The 14,881-nt window shown below is 73.4% G+C and carries 14 protein-coding genes; 8 read left to right on the top strand and 6 right to left on the bottom strand.

Translation table 11 applies throughout. The features are described from left to right. The 3 genes from ACTWPW_RS52285 to ACTWPW_RS52275 all read left to right on the top strand — a co-directional run. Positions 1 to 1,714, top strand: a 1,714-nt coding sequence (locus ACTWPW_RS52285) for an ABC transporter ATP-binding protein (protein ID WP_443173329.1), incomplete at its 5' end; no start/stop codon positions are given. Next, positions 1,711 to 3,405: an ABC transporter ATP-binding protein gene (locus ACTWPW_RS52280; protein ID WP_443173328.1), complete on the top strand. Its 1,695-nt coding sequence runs from the start codon at positions 1,711 to 1,713 to the stop codon at positions 3,403 to 3,405. The genes ACTWPW_RS52285 and ACTWPW_RS52280, both read left to right, overlap by 4 nt. Continuing rightward, positions 3,402 to 5,393 (top strand): prolyl oligopeptidase family serine peptidase, encoded by a 1,992-nt coding sequence (locus ACTWPW_RS52275; protein WP_443173327.1) that lies wholly within the window; start codon positions 3,402 to 3,404, stop codon positions 5,391 to 5,393. Before ACTWPW_RS52280 ends, ACTWPW_RS52275 begins: the two co-directional genes overlap by 4 nt. Here the strand turns inward: ACTWPW_RS52275 and ACTWPW_RS52270 are convergent. Beyond that, positions 5,379 to 5,984, bottom strand: a complete 606-nt coding sequence (locus tag ACTWPW_RS52270) for a response regulator transcription factor (protein ID WP_364122083.1) — start codon at positions 5,982 to 5,984, stop codon at positions 5,379 to 5,381. The genes ACTWPW_RS52275 and ACTWPW_RS52270 overlap by 15 nt on opposite strands. 170 nt (positions 5,985 to 6,154) lie before the next feature. On the opposite strand from ACTWPW_RS52270, the gene ACTWPW_RS52265 reads away from it, so the two are divergent. Further along, complete coding sequence (locus ACTWPW_RS52265; RefSeq protein ID WP_443173326.1) at positions 6,155 to 6,643, top strand: carboxymuconolactone decarboxylase family protein; 489 nt, start codon at positions 6,155 to 6,157, stop codon at positions 6,641 to 6,643. On the opposite strand, the gene ACTWPW_RS52260 is transcribed toward ACTWPW_RS52265, so the two are convergent. Together ACTWPW_RS52260 and ACTWPW_RS52255 are read right to left on the bottom strand one after the other, a co-directional pair. Then, positions 6,612 to 7,658, bottom strand: a complete 1,047-nt coding sequence (locus ACTWPW_RS52260) for a zinc-dependent alcohol dehydrogenase family protein (protein ID WP_375109640.1) — start codon at positions 7,656 to 7,658, stop codon at positions 6,612 to 6,614. The two genes, ACTWPW_RS52265 and ACTWPW_RS52260, sit on opposite strands and share 32 nt — an antisense overlap. A gap of 1 nt (position 7,659) precedes the next feature. Beyond that, entirely contained in the window at positions 7,660 to 8,490 is an 831-nt protein-coding gene (locus tag ACTWPW_RS52255) for a helix-turn-helix transcriptional regulator (RefSeq protein ID WP_375109641.1), read from the bottom strand. Positions 8,491 to 8,591: 101 nt separating this feature from the next. Between ACTWPW_RS52255 and ACTWPW_RS52250 the strand changes: the two genes are divergently transcribed. The 3 genes from ACTWPW_RS52250 (at position 8,592) to ACTWPW_RS52240 (ending at position 11,827) form a co-directional block, all read left to right on the top strand. Then, the gene (locus tag ACTWPW_RS52250; protein WP_443173325.1) at positions 8,592 to 9,302 is read left to right on the top strand and encodes an SDR family oxidoreductase; all 711 of its coding nucleotides are present in this window, start codon (positions 8,592 to 8,594) and stop codon (positions 9,300 to 9,302) included. A 35-nt stretch (positions 9,303 to 9,337) separates the two neighbouring features. After that, positions 9,338 to 10,735, top strand: coding sequence for a glutamate--cysteine ligase (locus tag ACTWPW_RS52245; RefSeq protein WP_443173324.1), 1,398 nt, complete (start codon positions 9,338 to 9,340; stop codon positions 10,733 to 10,735). Positions 10,736 to 10,798: 63 nt separating this feature from the next. Further along, positions 10,799 to 11,827 (top strand): hypothetical protein, encoded by a 1,029-nt coding sequence (locus ACTWPW_RS52240; protein WP_443173323.1) that lies wholly within the window; start codon positions 10,799 to 10,801, stop codon positions 11,825 to 11,827. Here ACTWPW_RS52240 and ACTWPW_RS52235 read toward each other — a convergent pair. Then, positions 11,817 to 12,536, bottom strand: coding sequence for a PaaX family transcriptional regulator C-terminal domain-containing protein (locus ACTWPW_RS52235; protein ID WP_443173322.1), 720 nt, complete (start codon positions 12,534 to 12,536; stop codon positions 11,817 to 11,819). The genes ACTWPW_RS52240 and ACTWPW_RS52235 overlap by 11 nt on opposite strands. A gap of 31 nt (positions 12,537 to 12,567) precedes the next feature. Between ACTWPW_RS52235 and ACTWPW_RS52230 the strand changes: the two genes are divergently transcribed. Further along, positions 12,568 to 14,235, top strand: coding sequence for an acyl-CoA dehydrogenase family protein (locus tag ACTWPW_RS52230; RefSeq protein ID WP_443173321.1), 1,668 nt, complete (start codon positions 12,568 to 12,570; stop codon positions 14,233 to 14,235). An 18-nt stretch (positions 14,236 to 14,253) separates the two neighbouring features. Here ACTWPW_RS52230 and ACTWPW_RS52225 read toward each other — a convergent pair whose 3' ends face one another. Together ACTWPW_RS52225 and ACTWPW_RS52220 are read right to left on the bottom strand one after the other, a co-directional pair. Further along, on the bottom strand, positions 14,254 to 14,586 hold the full coding sequence (locus tag ACTWPW_RS52225; RefSeq protein ID WP_375109647.1) for a DUF7737 domain-containing protein: 333 nt from the start codon (positions 14,584 to 14,586) through the stop codon (positions 14,254 to 14,256). Continuing rightward, positions 14,553 to 14,810 carry a hypothetical protein gene (locus ACTWPW_RS52220; RefSeq protein WP_375109648.1) on the bottom strand — a complete coding sequence of 86 codons (258 nt, stop codon included), beginning with the start codon at positions 14,808 to 14,810 and terminating at the stop codon, positions 14,553 to 14,555. The genes ACTWPW_RS52225 and ACTWPW_RS52220 overlap by 34 nt, the downstream gene beginning before the upstream one ends. Between the last annotated feature and the right edge of the window lie 71 nt (positions 14,811 to 14,881).

Raw genomic sequence — 14,881 nt, 5'->3', positions numbered from 1 at the left:
CCGTCCGGGATGGCGCGGGACCACTCCCAGCTACGGAGGAGGGCGCGGCGTGCGGGCAGGTGACCGGCTCGTGATCGGCGCGGTACGGCGCGGGGGCCCCTGGCCCGCCGTGCTGGCCGTCACGGCGATCATGGGGGCGGCCGGCGAGCTGGCCATCCCGTACCTCATCGGCCGCACCGTCGACGCCCTCGTCGCCCGCCAGGCGGGCGGCACCCCCTGGCTCGCCCTCTGCGCCTGCGCGGTCGCCGCCGTCATGCTCTGCGAGAGCCTCGGCGTCTGGGCGCGCGGCGCCAGCGGCGCCCACGCCGCCGCCACGCTCCGCTCCGGCCTGCTGCGGCACGTGCTCGGCACCGGGCCCGCGGCCACCCGCCGCTTCCCCGAAGGCGAGCTCGTCACCCGAGCCGGCCTGAACGCCGAGGAGGTCGGCCGCGCGCCGGAGACGGTGACCAGCGCGCTCGCGCTGCTCGTGCCCACGGCGGGCGCGCTGGTCGCCCTCACCCTCATCGCCCCCGTCCTGACGCTGACGCTCGGGGCGGGCATCGTCCTCATCGTCCTGGTCCTGCGGGGCTTCCTGCGCACGACGACCGCCATCGCCGGCGGCTACCAGGAGGTGCAGGGCGAGATCGCCGCCCGCCTCGTGGACGCCATGGACGGCGCGCGCACGATCGCCGCCGCCGGCACCGCCGCGCAGGAGGCGGGACGCGTGCTGGCGCCGCTGCCGGGGCTGCGCGCGCACGGGATGGAGCTGTGGCGGGCCAACGCCTCGGCCGCCGTGCGCTCGGGCCTGGTCGTGCCGCTGCTGGAGGTCGCCGTGCTGGCCGTGGGCGGTTTCATGCTCGCCGCCGGCGACCTCACGATCGGCGAGCTGTACGCGGCCGCCCGCTACGCCGTGTTCGGGGCGGCGCTCAGCACGGCGCTCGGCCACGTCAGCGGCCTGGCCAGGGCGCGCGCCGCCGCCGAGCGCGTGTCCGCGGTCCTCGACCTGACGCCGGTCGCGCACGGCACTCGCACGCTCCCGCCCGGACCCGGGACGGTCGAGTTCCGGGACGTCGCCGCGAACGGCCTGGCCGTCGGCGACCTCACGCTCCCCGGCGGCTCGGTGACCGCCGTGGTGGGGCGGTCGGGGGCGGGCAAGTCGCTCCTTGCCGCCATGGCGGGCCGGCTGACCGACCCCGAGCGCGGGACCGTCCTGCTCGACGGGGTCCCGCTGGACGAGCTGACGGGCGAGGAGCTGCGACGGGCCATCGGGTACGCCTTCGAACGCCCGGTACTGGTCGGCGAGACGATCGGCGACGCCATCGCCCCGGACCCCGTGCCCGGCCGTGTGGCCGAGGCTGCCGGGGCCGCGTGCGCGGACGCGTTCGTGCGCCGGCTGCCCCTCGGCTACGCCACCCCGCTCAGGGACGCGCCCATGTCCGGCGGCGAGCGGCAGCGGATCGGCCTGGCCAGGGCCTTCGCCCAGGGGGAGCGGCTGCTGGTGCTCGACGACGCCACCTCCAGCCTCGACACCGTGACCGAGCGCCAGGTCGGCCGGGCACTCACCACCGACCACCACGGCCGCACCCGCCTGATCGCGGCCCACCGGCTCGCCACCGCCGCCCGTGCCGACCAGGTCGTCTGGCTGGAGGACGGGACCGTGCGCGCGTGCGGGCCGCACCACGTGCTGTGGCAGGACCCGGCCTACCGGGCGGTCTTCCAGGGGGACGCGACATGAACGCGCCGGAGGGCGGACGAGCGATGTTCTGGCGGGCGTTGCGGCGGGAGCCGGGGCAGCTCGTCAGGCTGGGGCTCTGGTCGGTGGTGGAGGCGGCGCCCGCGTTCCTCATCGGGCACGCCGTCGCCCGCGCCATCGAGGACGGGTTCGCCCCAGCCGAGCCGCTGGTCGGGCTCGGCTGGCTGGCGGCGCTCGGCCTCACGTGGCTGGCCGGGGCGGTGGCCGCGCGGCAGGTCGTGCTGGCCGTGGCTGCGGTCGCGGAGCCGTTCAGGGACGACCTCCTCGCGCACGTCGTCGAAGGGGCCCTGCGCCAGGAGCCGGGCGCAGGCCGGGACAGCGCCGCCGTGGCCAGGGCCGGGCTGCAGGTCGAGCTGGCCAGGGACGCGTTCGCGGCGGTGGTGACCACCGTGCGCGGTTTCGTGTTCACGCTGGTCAGCGTCGTGCTGGGCCTGCTGACGCTGGCCCCGGAGACGATCGTGCTGGTGCTGCCGCCGTTCCTGGCCGGGCTCGGGCTGTTCCTGGCGTCGCTGCCCGCGCTGGGCCGGCGGCAGCGCGCCTTCCTCGTGGCCGACGAGCACCTCGCCGAGGCGATGACCGACATGGCGGGCGGGCTGCGCGACATCGAGGCGTGCGGCCTGCGGGAGCGCGTGGCCGGGCGGCTGGACCGGAAGGTCGCGGCGCAGGCCGCCGCCGCCCGCGCGCTCGCCGGGGTGACCGCCGTCCGCACCGCCGCGCTCGCCGTCGGGGGCTGGCTGCCCGTCGTCCTCGTGCTGGCCGGCACGCCCTGGCTGCTCGACAGCGGGCTCGGCCCCGGCGTGATCGTCGGCACCCTGGCGTACGTCACCCAGTCCCTGGCCCCGGCGCTCGGCGGCCTCGTGCAGGGGCTCGGCGTCAGCGGCGTCCGGCTCGCCGCCTCGCTCGGCCGCATCCTGGCCATGGCCCCGCCCGCCCCGCCGCCCGGCCCGCGCATCCGGCCCCTCACCTCGGACGTGCGGTTCGACGCCGTCACGTTCGCCTACGGTCCCTGCTCGGCCCCCATCGTCGAGGGCCTGGACCTCACCGTTCCCGAGGGCGACCACCTGGCGGTCGTGGGTCCCAGCGGCGCGGGCAAGTCCACGCTCGCCGCCCTGGTCAGCGGCCTGCTGCGGCCCGGCGAGGGGGAGGTGCTGGTCGGGGGCGTGCCCGCCGGCCGGCTCGACCCGGCCGCCCGCGTGCTGATCCCCCAGGAGGCGTACGTGTTCCGCGGCACGCTGCTGGAGAACCTCGCCTACCACGCCCGCGACGCCGGGCGGGCCCGGGTGGAGGCGGCCGTCGAAGCGGTCGGGGCCACCGGGCTGGTGGCCGGGCTGGGCGGGTACGCGGCGGTGGTCGAGCCCCGCGTCCTGTCGGCCGGGCAGCGGCAGCTCATCGCCCTCGTCCGCGCCTACCTCGCCCCCGCCCCCCTCGCCGTCCTGGACGAGGCCACCTGCCACCTCGACCCCGCCGCCGAGGCCAGAGCCGAGGACGCGTTCGCCAGGCGGGGCGGCACGCTCATCGTGGTCGCCCACCGCCTCTCCTCCGCCCTGCGCGCCCGCCGCGTCCTGCTCATGGACGGCCCCCAGATCACCCTCGGCACCCACGACGAGCTGGTCAGGCGATCCCCCCTGTACGCCGACCTGGCCTGCCACTGGCACCCGGAGCCCGTGTCATGAAATTTCCAGACAGCTATCCGCCCGCCGAACGCCTCCCCATCACCGACCACCGCCACGGCCACCCGATCGACGACCCGTACCGCTGGCTGGAGGACCCCGCCGACCCCCGCACGCGCGCCTGGCTGGCGGCGCAGGACCGGCTGTGGCACGACAGCGCCGCCAGGCTGGCCCATCGGGAGCGGTTCCTGGCCCGGCTGACCGAGCTGGGGGAGACGGGGCTGGTGACCACGCCGGTGTGGCGCGGCCGCAGGCGCTTCCACCTGCGCCAGTCCACCTCCCAGGAGCACCCGGTGCTCTGCTGCGACGACCGCGTCGTGCTGGACCCCATGGAGCTGGACCCCACGGGGCTGACGACGCTGGACGACTGGCAGCCCGACCTGGAGGGCCGGCGCCTGGCGTACCAGATCTCGCGGAGCGGGGACGAGCGGGCGGACCTGTACGTGCGGGAGGTCGGCTCGGGGGCCGTCGTCGACGGACCCATCGGCGGCTGCCGTTATTCGGCGGTCGCCTGGCTGCCGGGCGGCGAGGCGTTCTACTACGTGCGCTTCCGCCAGGGCGTGCTGCTGCACCGGGTGGGCGTGCGGGGTGACGACATCCCGGTCTTCACCAGGGGCCCGGTCTCGTACGGCGTGCAGATCAGCCCCGACGGCCGGTGGCTGACGGTCTCCGCGGGCACCGCGTCGGGCGGCTCGCTCTGGCTGGCCGACCTGTCCAAGGGGGATCCGGCGGTCCCGAGGCTCCGCCCCGTACAGGACGGGTCGCATGCCCGGACGGCCGGGGCGGTGGCCTGCGACGGCCGCCTGTACCTCCTCACGGATCGCGACGCGCCCCGGCGCCGGCTCTGCGTCGCCGACCCCGGGGAGCCCGGCGTGTGGCGCGAGCTCGTCCCGGAGGACCGGGAGGCGGTGCTGGGCGCGTTCACGGTGCTCGACGGGGATCGGCTGCTCGTGTCGAGGACGCGGCACGCGGTCGGCGAGATCGCCGTGCACCACTCCCGTACCGGCGAGCGGCTGGGCACCGTCCCGCTGCCCGGCAGCGGCACGGTCGCCTCGCTCACCTCGCGTCCGGAGGGCGGTCACGAGGCGTGGTTCGCCTACACCGACGCGGTCACCCCCGCCGAGATCTGGCGCTACGACGCCCGGACCGAGGCCGCCACGCTCTGGGCCGCCGCGCCCGGCCGCGTCACGCTGCCCGCCGTGAGCAGCCGGCACATCGAGTACGCCTCCGCCGACGGCACCCCCGTGCGCATGGTCGTCGTGGCCCGCCCCTCGGACGGCGGCCCGCGCCCGACGATCCTCAGCGGGTACGGCGGCTTCGGCATCCCCCTCATGCCCGGCTACGCCGCCGACTCCCTGGCCTGGGTCGAGGCGGGCGGCGTGCTGGCCATCGCGAACCTGCGCGGCGGCGGCGAGGAGGGGGAGGCGTGGCACCGGGACGGCATGCTGGAGCGCAAGCAGAACGTGTTCGACGACTTCGTGGCCGCCGCCGAGAAGCTGATCGCCGACGGCTGGACTACACCGGACCGGCTCGGCATCTGGGGCGAGTCGAACGGCGGCCTGCTCGTCGGCGCCGCCGTCACCCAGCGGCCCGACCTGTTCGCCGCCGCGGTGTGCTCGGCGGGGCTGCTCGACATGGCCCGCTTCCACCTCAGCGGCCTGGGCCCGTCCTGGACCGGCGAGTACGGCGACCCCGAGGACCCCGAGCACCTCGGCTGGCTGCTCGGCTACTCGCCCTACCACCACGTCGGCAAGGGCACGGACTACCCGGCGACGCTGTTCACCGTCTCGGCGGCCGACACGCGCGTGGACCCGATGCACGCCCGCAAGATGTGCGCCGCCCTGCAGTGGGCGACGGGCGGGGACCGGCCGGTCCTGCTCAGGTACGAGCCGGACGTGGGCCACGGCGCGCGGGCGGTCAGCAGGTCCGTCGGGCGGGCCGCCGACGTGCTGGCCTTCCTGGCGGCCCACACGGGCTCAGATCCAGCCTGACTCCCTGGCGATGCGGACGGCGTCGATCCGGCTGCGCGCCCCCAGCTTGGCCGCGGTCCTGGACAGGTAGTTCCGCACCGTGCCCTCGGCCAGGTAGAGCGAGGCCGCGATCTCCCCGATCGACGCCCCGTCCGCCGCGGCGCCGATCACGTCCAGCTCGCGCGGCGTCAGCGGCGCGTCGGCCGGTCGCATGGCCGCGATCGCCAGCTCCGAGTCGATGACCCGCTCGCCGTCGGCGACCCTGCGGATCCCGTCCGCCAGCCGGCCGGGCGGCGCGTCCTTGGCCATGAACCCGCGCACGTGCACGTCGAGCGCCCGCTTGAGCAGCCCGGGCGTGCCGACGCCGGTCAGGATGAGCACCCCGCACCCGGGTAACTCCTTGTGCAGCTCGCCGGCGGCGGCGAGCCCGTCCTTGCCGGGGAGGGCGATGTCGATCACCGCCACGTCGGGACGGCAGGCGCTGGCCGCGGCGAGGATGCGGTCTCCCCGCTCCACCTCGGCCACGACCTCGATGTCGTCCTCATAGGCCAGCAGCGCCACGAGCGCCCCTCGTACCAGGTGCATGTCCTCTGCGAGCAACGTTCGAATCACCATGCGTCCTTGCGGTCGACCAGGCTTGCAACGTCTGCGGGCCCCCTTATCCTGCCGTATTGACCCAATTGTGAAAAGTCCTTCTAGATATGCGGCAAATAACGTGCAGAATTCGGCTGATGTCGATGTGCCCTATCAAGCGCCCGGTTTTGTGAGGGATGCTGACGACCATGAACCCCCGCGTGCGGCCACTTCCCCCCGAAGAGTGGGACGACTTCACGAAGGCCCATCCGTACAACGTGTTCGCCACCCTCGCCCGCCACCCCGACCTGTACCGGGCATGGCTGCGCTTCGGTGGCGCGCTGCTGAACGGCACGCTGCCCGCCCGGGACCGGGAGCTGGCCATCCTGCGCACCGCCTATCACAGCGACAGCGCCTACGAGTGGGCCCAGCACGCCCGCATCGCCCGCGAGGCTGGGCTCACCGGCCAGGAGATCGAGTCGGTGCGCCACCCGGACGCCCTCTGGTCGGTCGAGGACCAGCTCGTGCTCCAGGTGGCCGACGACCTCCACTACGCCGGCGACCTCACCGACGCGACGTGGGCGGCCCTGTGCGACCGCTACGACGAGGCAGGCAGGATCGAGCTGGTCATGCTGGTGGCCCACTACGGCATGCTGGCGCTGGTGCTCAGAACGCTCCGGGTGCAGATCGAGGAGTGATGATCGTGACGCCCGGCACCGAGCCGATCGAGGCCAGCGCCTTGCCCGTGTCCGCGAGCCCGATCGTGCGGGTGACGAGCTGGTCGGGGTGCAGGATCCCGGCCCTGATCATCTCCAGCATCGGCGGGTAGGCGTGCGCGGCCATGCCGTGGCTGCCCAGCAGCCGCAGCTCGTGGCCGATCACCCGGTCCATCGGCACCGGCGTCGGACCGCCCGGCAGCAGCCCCACCTGGACGTGCCGGCCCCGGCGGCGCAGGCTCTCGATGGCGGCGGCGCACGTCTGCGGGCTGCCCAGCGCGTCGATCGACACGTGCGCGCCGCCCCTGGTCAGCTCCCTGACCTGGGCCGCCGCGTCGCCAGCGGAGCCGTTGACGAAGTGCGTGGCCCCGGCCCGCTCGGCCAGGTGCAGGGCGTCGGTGCTGATGTCCACGGCCACGACCCGCGCCCCGGCGGCCGTCGCGATCATCACGGCGGACAGGCCCACGCCGCCGCACCCGTGCACGGCCACCCATTCCCCCGGGCGCACCTGGCCCACCTGGGCCACGGCGCGGAAGGCGGTGGCGAAGCGGCAGCCGAGACCGGCCGCGGTGGCGTAGGCCATGTCCTCGGGGACGGCGACCAGGTTGACGTCGGCGTGGTCGATGGCGACGTACTCGGCGAACGAGCCCCAGTGGGTGAAGCCCGGCTGCGTCTGCCGCTCGCAGACCTGCTGCTCGCCGGTGGCGCAGGACGGGCAGGTGCCGCAGGCGCAGATGAACGGGACGGTCACGCGCGCCCCGGGCGCCCAGCCCCGCACGTCGGGGCCGACCGCCTCCACCACGCCCGCCAGCTCGTGGCCCGGAACGTGGGGCAGGATCTTGATGTCGGGATCGTGTCCTTGCCAGCCGTGCCAGTCGGACCGGCACAATCCCGTCGCCTCGACTCTGATCACCGCTCCGTGCGGGGCGGGAGACGGGTCTGGCAGCTCGCGGACGTCGAGCTCGCCACCGAAGATGTCAAAGGCAACCGCTTTCATCTCATGAGCTTAGGGTCAACTGCCGCAGCTCGCGCAAGGCCTGGTGCGAGGGTGAGCCCGGTTCGGTGGTGTAGAGCACAAGGCGCAGGTCATCGCGGTCGGGCACCGGCATGACCTGGCAGATCGTGTCGATCGGGCCGACCACCGGGTGATTGATCCGCTTGCGCTGCTCCCTGCGCACCTCGACCTCGTGCCTGGCCCACAGCTCGGCGAACTGGGGGCTGAGCGCGAGCATCTCCGTCACCAGCGCCTGGAGGGCGCGGTCCTCGGGATAGCGGCCGGCGGCGATCCGCAGGTCGGCCACGGAGGCGCGGGCGAAGCGGCCCTTCTCGTCGTGGTCGAAGAAATCGGCGATGTCGGGGGACATGAAGACCCAGCGGATGACGTTGCGCCGCTCGGGCGGCAGGGTGTCCAGGTCTCCCATGATGGCGGCGGCCATGGGGTTCCAGGCGCGCAGGTCGTAGCGGGCGTCCAGGACGTACGCCGGCACCTCCTCCAGGTACGCGATCAGGTGCAGCAGGCTCCCGGGCACGTCCTCCCTGATCCGCGGCGGGTCCAGCGGCTGGCCCGCGAGCTGGAACAGGTGCGTGCGCTCGTCCTGGCTCAGCATGAGCGCCCTGGCCAGCGCGTTCAGCACCTGCCGCGACGGGTGCGGGCCGCGCCCCTGCTCCAGCCGGATGTAGTAGTCGATCGACATGCCCGCGAGCTGCGCGACCTCCTGCCTGCGCAGGCCGGGCGTGCGGCGGCTCCCGCCGCCCGGCAGGCCCATGTCCGCCGGGGTGACCCGGGCGCGCCTGGCACGGAGGAATGTGGCGAGTTCGTCGCGGTTCATGCCTCCATCCTCGGCGACGGAGGCATCGCGTGGGTGGTACTGCCGATCCCAGCCTCTCCAGGTCTCTCCCGAACCGCGTTGACCTCGGCGAACGTGGAGGCATGACGAAGATCGCGCTCATCACGGGCGCCAACAAGGGCATCGGCTACGAGATCGCGCGGCTGCTGGCCGAGCAGGGTGTCACCGCGATCGTCGGGGCGCGCGACGAGGAGCGCGGCCGGGCCGCCGCCGAGCGGCTCGGGCAGCCGTACGTGCGGATCGACGTGACCGACGAGGACAGCGTGGCCGCCGCCGCGAAGTGGATCGACGGCGCGTACGGCCGGCTCGACGTCCTGGTCAACAACGCCGGGATCACCGGCGGCTTCGCCCCCCTGCAGCCCAGCGCCACCACGGCCGCGCTGGTCAGGCAGGTCTACGAGACCAACGTGTTCGGCGTCGTCACCGTGACCAACGCCATGCTGCCGCTGCTGCGCGAGTCGGAGGCCGGCCGGATCGTGAACATGTCGAGCGAGCTCGGCTCGCTGGCCATGGCGAGCGACCCGGAGAGCCCGTTCGGGGCGTTCAACCATCTGCCGTACAACTCCTCCAAGACCGCGCTCAACATGATCACCGTCTGCTACGCCAAGGAGCTGGCGGGCACCCCGATCAAGGTGAACGCGGCCAACCCCGGCTACTGCGCCACCGACCTCAACGAGCGCACCGGGTTCCGCACGGCCGAGCAGGGCGCGGCCATCGCCGTACGGCTGGCGACGCTCGGCGCCGAGGGTCCCACCGGGGCCTATCTGGAGGATGCCGGCAGTATCCGCTGGTGAGGTGTCAATGCTGGTAAATCGGACAGAGGGTGGTGATGGGAAGAGATCTGGATAAAGAGCGATTTACTGAGGCGGAGTACGTCCGCTTCGGGGAACGCATCCAGGAGCAGCTCGCCGTGCTGCGCGGGCTGCTCGATACCCCCGGCTTCGGCCAGGGCCCGGCTACGATCGGGGCCGAGCTGGAGCTGTTCCTGATCGACGAGGAGGGGCGGCCGCTGCCGCACAACAGCCAGGTGCAGGAGGCGCTGGACGACCCCCGAGTCGTGCTGGAGCTGGGGCGCTACAACATCGAGGTGAACCTGACCCCCATACCCCTGGAGGGCACGCCCTTCGAGGCGATGAGCGACGAGGTGCAGGAGACGATCACCAAGGTGGACGGGGCGGTCGAGGGCGGTGGCGCGCTGCCCATCGGCATCCTGCCCACGCTCGACACCGAGGACTTCACGCTGGGCGCGATGAGCGACCAGAACCGTTACCGGGCCATGAGCAGGGGGATCAGGCGGCTGCGGCTTGAGCCGTTCCTGGTCAAGATCGACGATCTGGAGCTCTCGGTGGAGGACGTGATCCTCGAGAGCGCCAACACCTCCTGGCAGGTGCACATCCGCACGCCGCCGGAGCGCTTCGCCCGGCTGTTCAACGCCGCCCAGCTCGCCATCGGGCCGGTGCTGGCGGCGTGCGGCAACTCACCGTTCTTCCTGGGGCGGGAGCTGTGGGAGGAGACGCGCATCGCGCTGATGGAGGAGGCCGCCGACGACCGGGACGTGCAGCGGCGCGAGCGGCGGGACGGGCGGGTGACGTTCGGCTCGGACTGGGTGCGGGAGGGGGCGTACGAGCTGTTCGAGCGGTACGTACGCGACTACGACCCCGTGGTGCCCGATCTGACGGAGGGGGCGGAGCCGCACGAGGTGCCGGAGCTGCGCCTGCACCAGGGCACGATCTGGCAGTGGAACCGCCCCGTCTACGACCCGGTGGACGGCGGCCACCTGCGGATCGAGATGCGCGCGCTGCCCGCGGGGCCATCGTGCGCGGACATGGCGGCGAACACCGCCTTCCTGCTCGGGCTCACGTTGTCGCAGGCCGAGCGGGACCTGACCGGCTACCGGTTCGCCACGGCGTACCAGAACTTCTACCACGCGGCCATGCACGGGCTGGACGCCAAGCTCTCCTGGCCCGGCAGCGAGGGCGAGTTCGAGGCCGCCGAGCTGGTGCTCACCCTGCTGCCCGAGGCGCGCGAAGGGCTGCTCGGCGCGGGGGTGGCGCCGCACGACGCCGACCGCGCGCTGGGCGTGATCGCGCAGCGGACGCGGACGCGGCGCACCGGCTCGGTGTGGCAGCGGGAGGCGCTGGCGCGCTTCGGCGGGGACCGGCGCCGGCTCGTGCGGCGCTACCGCGAACTGGCGTTGTCGGGGTTGCCCGTGCATTTGTGGAAGTGATCGCCAACCTTGGCCGTCCCCGATCCGTCAAACTGGTCAAGAGACGGAAAAGGTGAGGGAGATATGGCGGCTTCGGGGATGGTTCCCACCGATAAAGCCCCTTATGCCCTGGTTCGGGCGACGGGTGACCTGGCGGAGGGGGCGGCCAAGCTGGCGGGCGAGGTCGGCAGCACCGCCGTCGAAGCGGTGCTGGCGGGGGCCAACAGAGTCGCCAGGAGGAAGGGCGCCGCCGGGGCGATGGGCGCGATGCGCCCGAAACCGGCCGAGTGGTACGCCTTCGACGACAAGGACCAGGACACCCCCGACTGGTACCCGCAGGGCCTCACCGGCAGCGACGACTCGGGCAACATCGGCGTGCCGGCGTTCATCGTGAGCTGGTACTTCAAGCCGGAGGCCGGCGAGCGGGGGATCAGGGTGTCGTTCCTGAGCCCCACGTCGCTGAAATACCAGCACGCGCTGCTCGTGGTGGCCGCGCCGGACGGGTCGTACGCGCCGATCGACATCCACGCCGGCGGCATCGCCTGCTACGGCGACCTGCTCTACGTCGCCGACACCAAGCGCGGCCTGCGCGTCTTCGACCTGAACAACCTGCTCGACCTGCGCACCGCCCAGAACGACCTGGGCGAGGCCAAGCGGGTCGGGCGCCACGGCGGCAAACTGCACGCCTTCGGCTACCGCTACGTCATCCCGCAGACCGACTTCTGGAAGGTGGCCAAGGCCGGGCCGCACTTCTCGTTCGTGTCGATCGACCGCAGCGGCGGGACGCCGCGGCTGATCACGGGCGAATACCAGGACAAGAAGACCGACGGCTGGGTCGGGCGCTGGGATCTCGACCTGGCCGGGGGTGAGCCCGTCGACGCGTTCGTCATGGGCCACGCCAAGATCCAGGGGGCGACATCGCACGGCGGCACGTGGTATCTGAGCCAGTCCGCCGGCGCCGCCGCCAACGGCAGGCTGCTGGTCTACCAGGGCGGCGAGCCGGTGACCCGGCCGTTCCCGATCGGGCCGGAGGACCTGACCGTGCAGGGCGGCAAGCTGTGGAGCGTCACCGAGTTCAGGGGCAAGCGGGCGGTCTTCGGTGTCAGCCTCTGAGATGCCGCTGCAGGACCTCACGGTAGCGGCGGTCGAAGTCGTCGTAGCGGGCGCGCAACCGCGCGCCCGGCCACCCGGCCGGTAGCAGCTCCTCGGGCAGCAGCGGGTCGGCCAGCAGATGGCGCAGCACCGCGGCCGAGACGAGGAAGCCCTCGGCCAGCCCCTCGGCCCGGTCGAGGGCCCGCTCCAGCGCGCCGGCCTCGGCGGCCCAGCCGTCGAGGTCCCACAGCAGGGGAGTGGGGTCGCGTCGCGGGCGGCCGTCGATCAGCGTGCACTGCGCCGTGACGATCTCGGGCAGCGCGCGCACCAGGTTCGCCGGCCGCAGCCAGGTGCCCTCGCGCAGCTCGGCCAGGCGCAGCGCGCCCATCGCGTGCCGGAACGCGGCCCGGTCGGCGGGCGCGCGCCGCTCGGCCGTGACCACGGCCACCTCCCACGTGCCGTCCCACGGCCTCGTGTGCGGGTCGCGGCTCTCGTCCTGCCTGGCCTGGCGTTCGACGAGCCGCTCCGACAACGTGTACTGGCCGTCCGCCGGCAGCAGGTCGCCGGCCGCCACCATGCGCGACAGCGCCACCCTGACCGTGCCCTCCGCGATGCCGAACAGGGCCCCGATGCGCACCAGGTGGCGGGCAGACAGGCGGGGCGGGTGGCTGCCGAGCAGCGCGCTCAGGACCGCCGATCGGGCGCTCAAGGTATTGTTACGCTCTTCCATCGCGTGTCGAGTATATGTAACACTCGCGAGTATGGGCCGGTATCTCATCGAAGCTTTCGACCGCGGCGACCGCAGCGACCGCTACGCCACCGAGCGCTACCAGGGCGCGGCCGGGCGGAACTGGTGGCGCTGCGACCCCACGCTGCGCCTGCTCATGCGGCGGCACCTGGGGGAGGAGGGCCTCGCCTGGGCGGAGCCGTACCTGGACAGGCTGGGCGAGCTGACCGGTGGCCTCGTCGCCGAGTGCGCCGAGGAGACCGACCGCAACCCACCTCGGCTGGAGAAGTACGACAAGTGGGGCAGGGACGTCAGCCAGGTCGTCATGCCGCCGTCGTTCCACACCGCCCGGCGGGCGCTGATGGACAACAACTTCACCTCCCCGTCGTTCGCCGAGCAGGCCCGCGCGCACGGGGCGGATCCGTCCGCGCTGGCCGCGGCGTGGACGTACCTGCTCGATCAGGCCGACATCGGGATGGGCTGTGCGCTCGGCACGGGCGGGGACATGGTGGTCTCGCTCGCCGAGAAGCACGCGCCGCCGGACGTGCTCGAACGGGTGCGGGAGATCTTCGCCGACGGCTACTACTCGGGCGAGGCCGCTCAGATGTTCACCGAGCGGACCGGCGGCTCCGACCTGGCGGCGCTGGAGACCCAGGCCGAGCCCGACGGGGAGTCGTGGCGGGTGTCCGGGTTCAAGTGGTTCGCCTCCAACGCCAACGGGTCCGCCTTCGTGGTGCTGGCCAGGCTGCCGGACGGCGCCGTGGCCCCGTTCCTGGTGCTGTGGGAGCGGCGCGACGGCAGCCGCAACGGGGTGCGCATCCGGCGGCTCAAGGACAAGCTCGGCACCAGGTCGGTCGCGTCGGCGGAGGTCGAGTTCACCGAGGCGGAGGCGTTCCTGCTGGCGGGCGCGGGCTCAGGCTCGGGGCTCGGGACGATGATGAAGCTCACCAACGCCTCCCGGCTCGGCGTGGCCATGATGGGCGTCGGCGTGGCCAGGCGCGCGCTGGTGGAGTCGATCTGCTACGCCAGGGCGCGCGAGGCGTTCGGCCGGCCGCTCATCGAGCAGCCGCTGATGCGCCGCAAGTTGGCCGAGCTGATCGTGGAGGTCGAGGCCGCGCAGGCGATGGTGTTCGACGGTCTCGCCGGGCCCCGGCTGCGCCTCGCGCCCGCCCTGATCAAGCTGCGCGCCGCCCGGCTCGGCGTGACCGCGGCGAGCGACGCGATCGAGGTGCACGGCGGCAACGGCTACATCGAGCAGTGGCCGGTGGCCCGGCTGCTGCGCGACGCCCAGGTCAACCCGATCTGGGAGGGCGGCGACAACATCCTCTGCCTCGACGTGCGGCGGGCCATGCTCAAGGAGCAGGCCCACCTGCCCTTCCTCGACCGCCTGCGCGCCCTGGCCACCTCCGACCTGGTGCGGGCGCGGATCGACGACCTGGCCAAGGCGATCGAGGCGTGGTCCGCGCTGGAGCGCTCGGTGGCCGAGGAGCGGCTCTACCCGCTGGCGCAGTTCATGGCCGACGTGTACGCCGCCGCGCTGCTGGAGGACCAGGCCGCCTGGGGGCTCGACGACGGGCGCAAGGCCCTCGTGGCCCGCCTGTACGCCGAGGCGCGCCTCGTGGACCACGGCCCGCTGCGCGGCATCGACCGTACGGCGGAGGTGCCGTTCGACGAGCTGCTGGAGGGCGCCGTCAGCTTCTAGAGAGTGGCCATCCGAGCATCACCGCCCAGCTCCGCCGATCTGCCGGGTGATCGACGGGTCGGTGATCTCCGTGTCGGCGGCCAGCAGGAACGCCTTCGACAGGACGATCGACAACATGCCGCCGTCCTCCTCGAACGGCAGGAAGACCTGGTCGCCGGCGCCGCCGGGGACGATGCACAGATAGGCGTCGTTGGGCTCCATGAGGATGTTGCCCGAGCCCAGGTGGATCTTGTAGGTGCGCAGGTCGCCGCGGACCACGAGGAAACGGTCGGTGAGCGTGCACCGGCCGGCGATGGACAGGCGGGGCAGCAGCCGGGTCAGGGCGTCGCGGCGGACCCGGTGGTGCGCCACAGCCCGCCGACCCCGTTCCTGGACCAGGCGGGCGCGTTGTCCAGCACCTGCCGGAGCATCCGGCGGCGCCGCTCGTCCGCCGGGACCGTGCAGAACCTCTCGTGCGCCCATAAACCGAACACCTCGTCGTGCTCGTCGCCCATGGGCTTGCCGGCCTCGTAGGCCGCGTCGAGCCGGGCGAACTCCCGCCGGTCCGCGTTGCTGAGGTAACCCCAAGCGTCCACCGGAACACCATCCTGGTCCGTGAGATCTGAGACGACGGCGCAATCTATAGCAGGAGTGAACGACAAGACCG

This window comes from Nonomuraea sp. KM90 (assembly GCF_052246675.1).
GTDB lineage: Bacteria > Actinomycetota > Actinomycetes > Streptosporangiales > Streptosporangiaceae > Nonomuraea.
This window is presented reverse-complemented; position numbering and strand designations above follow the sequence as displayed.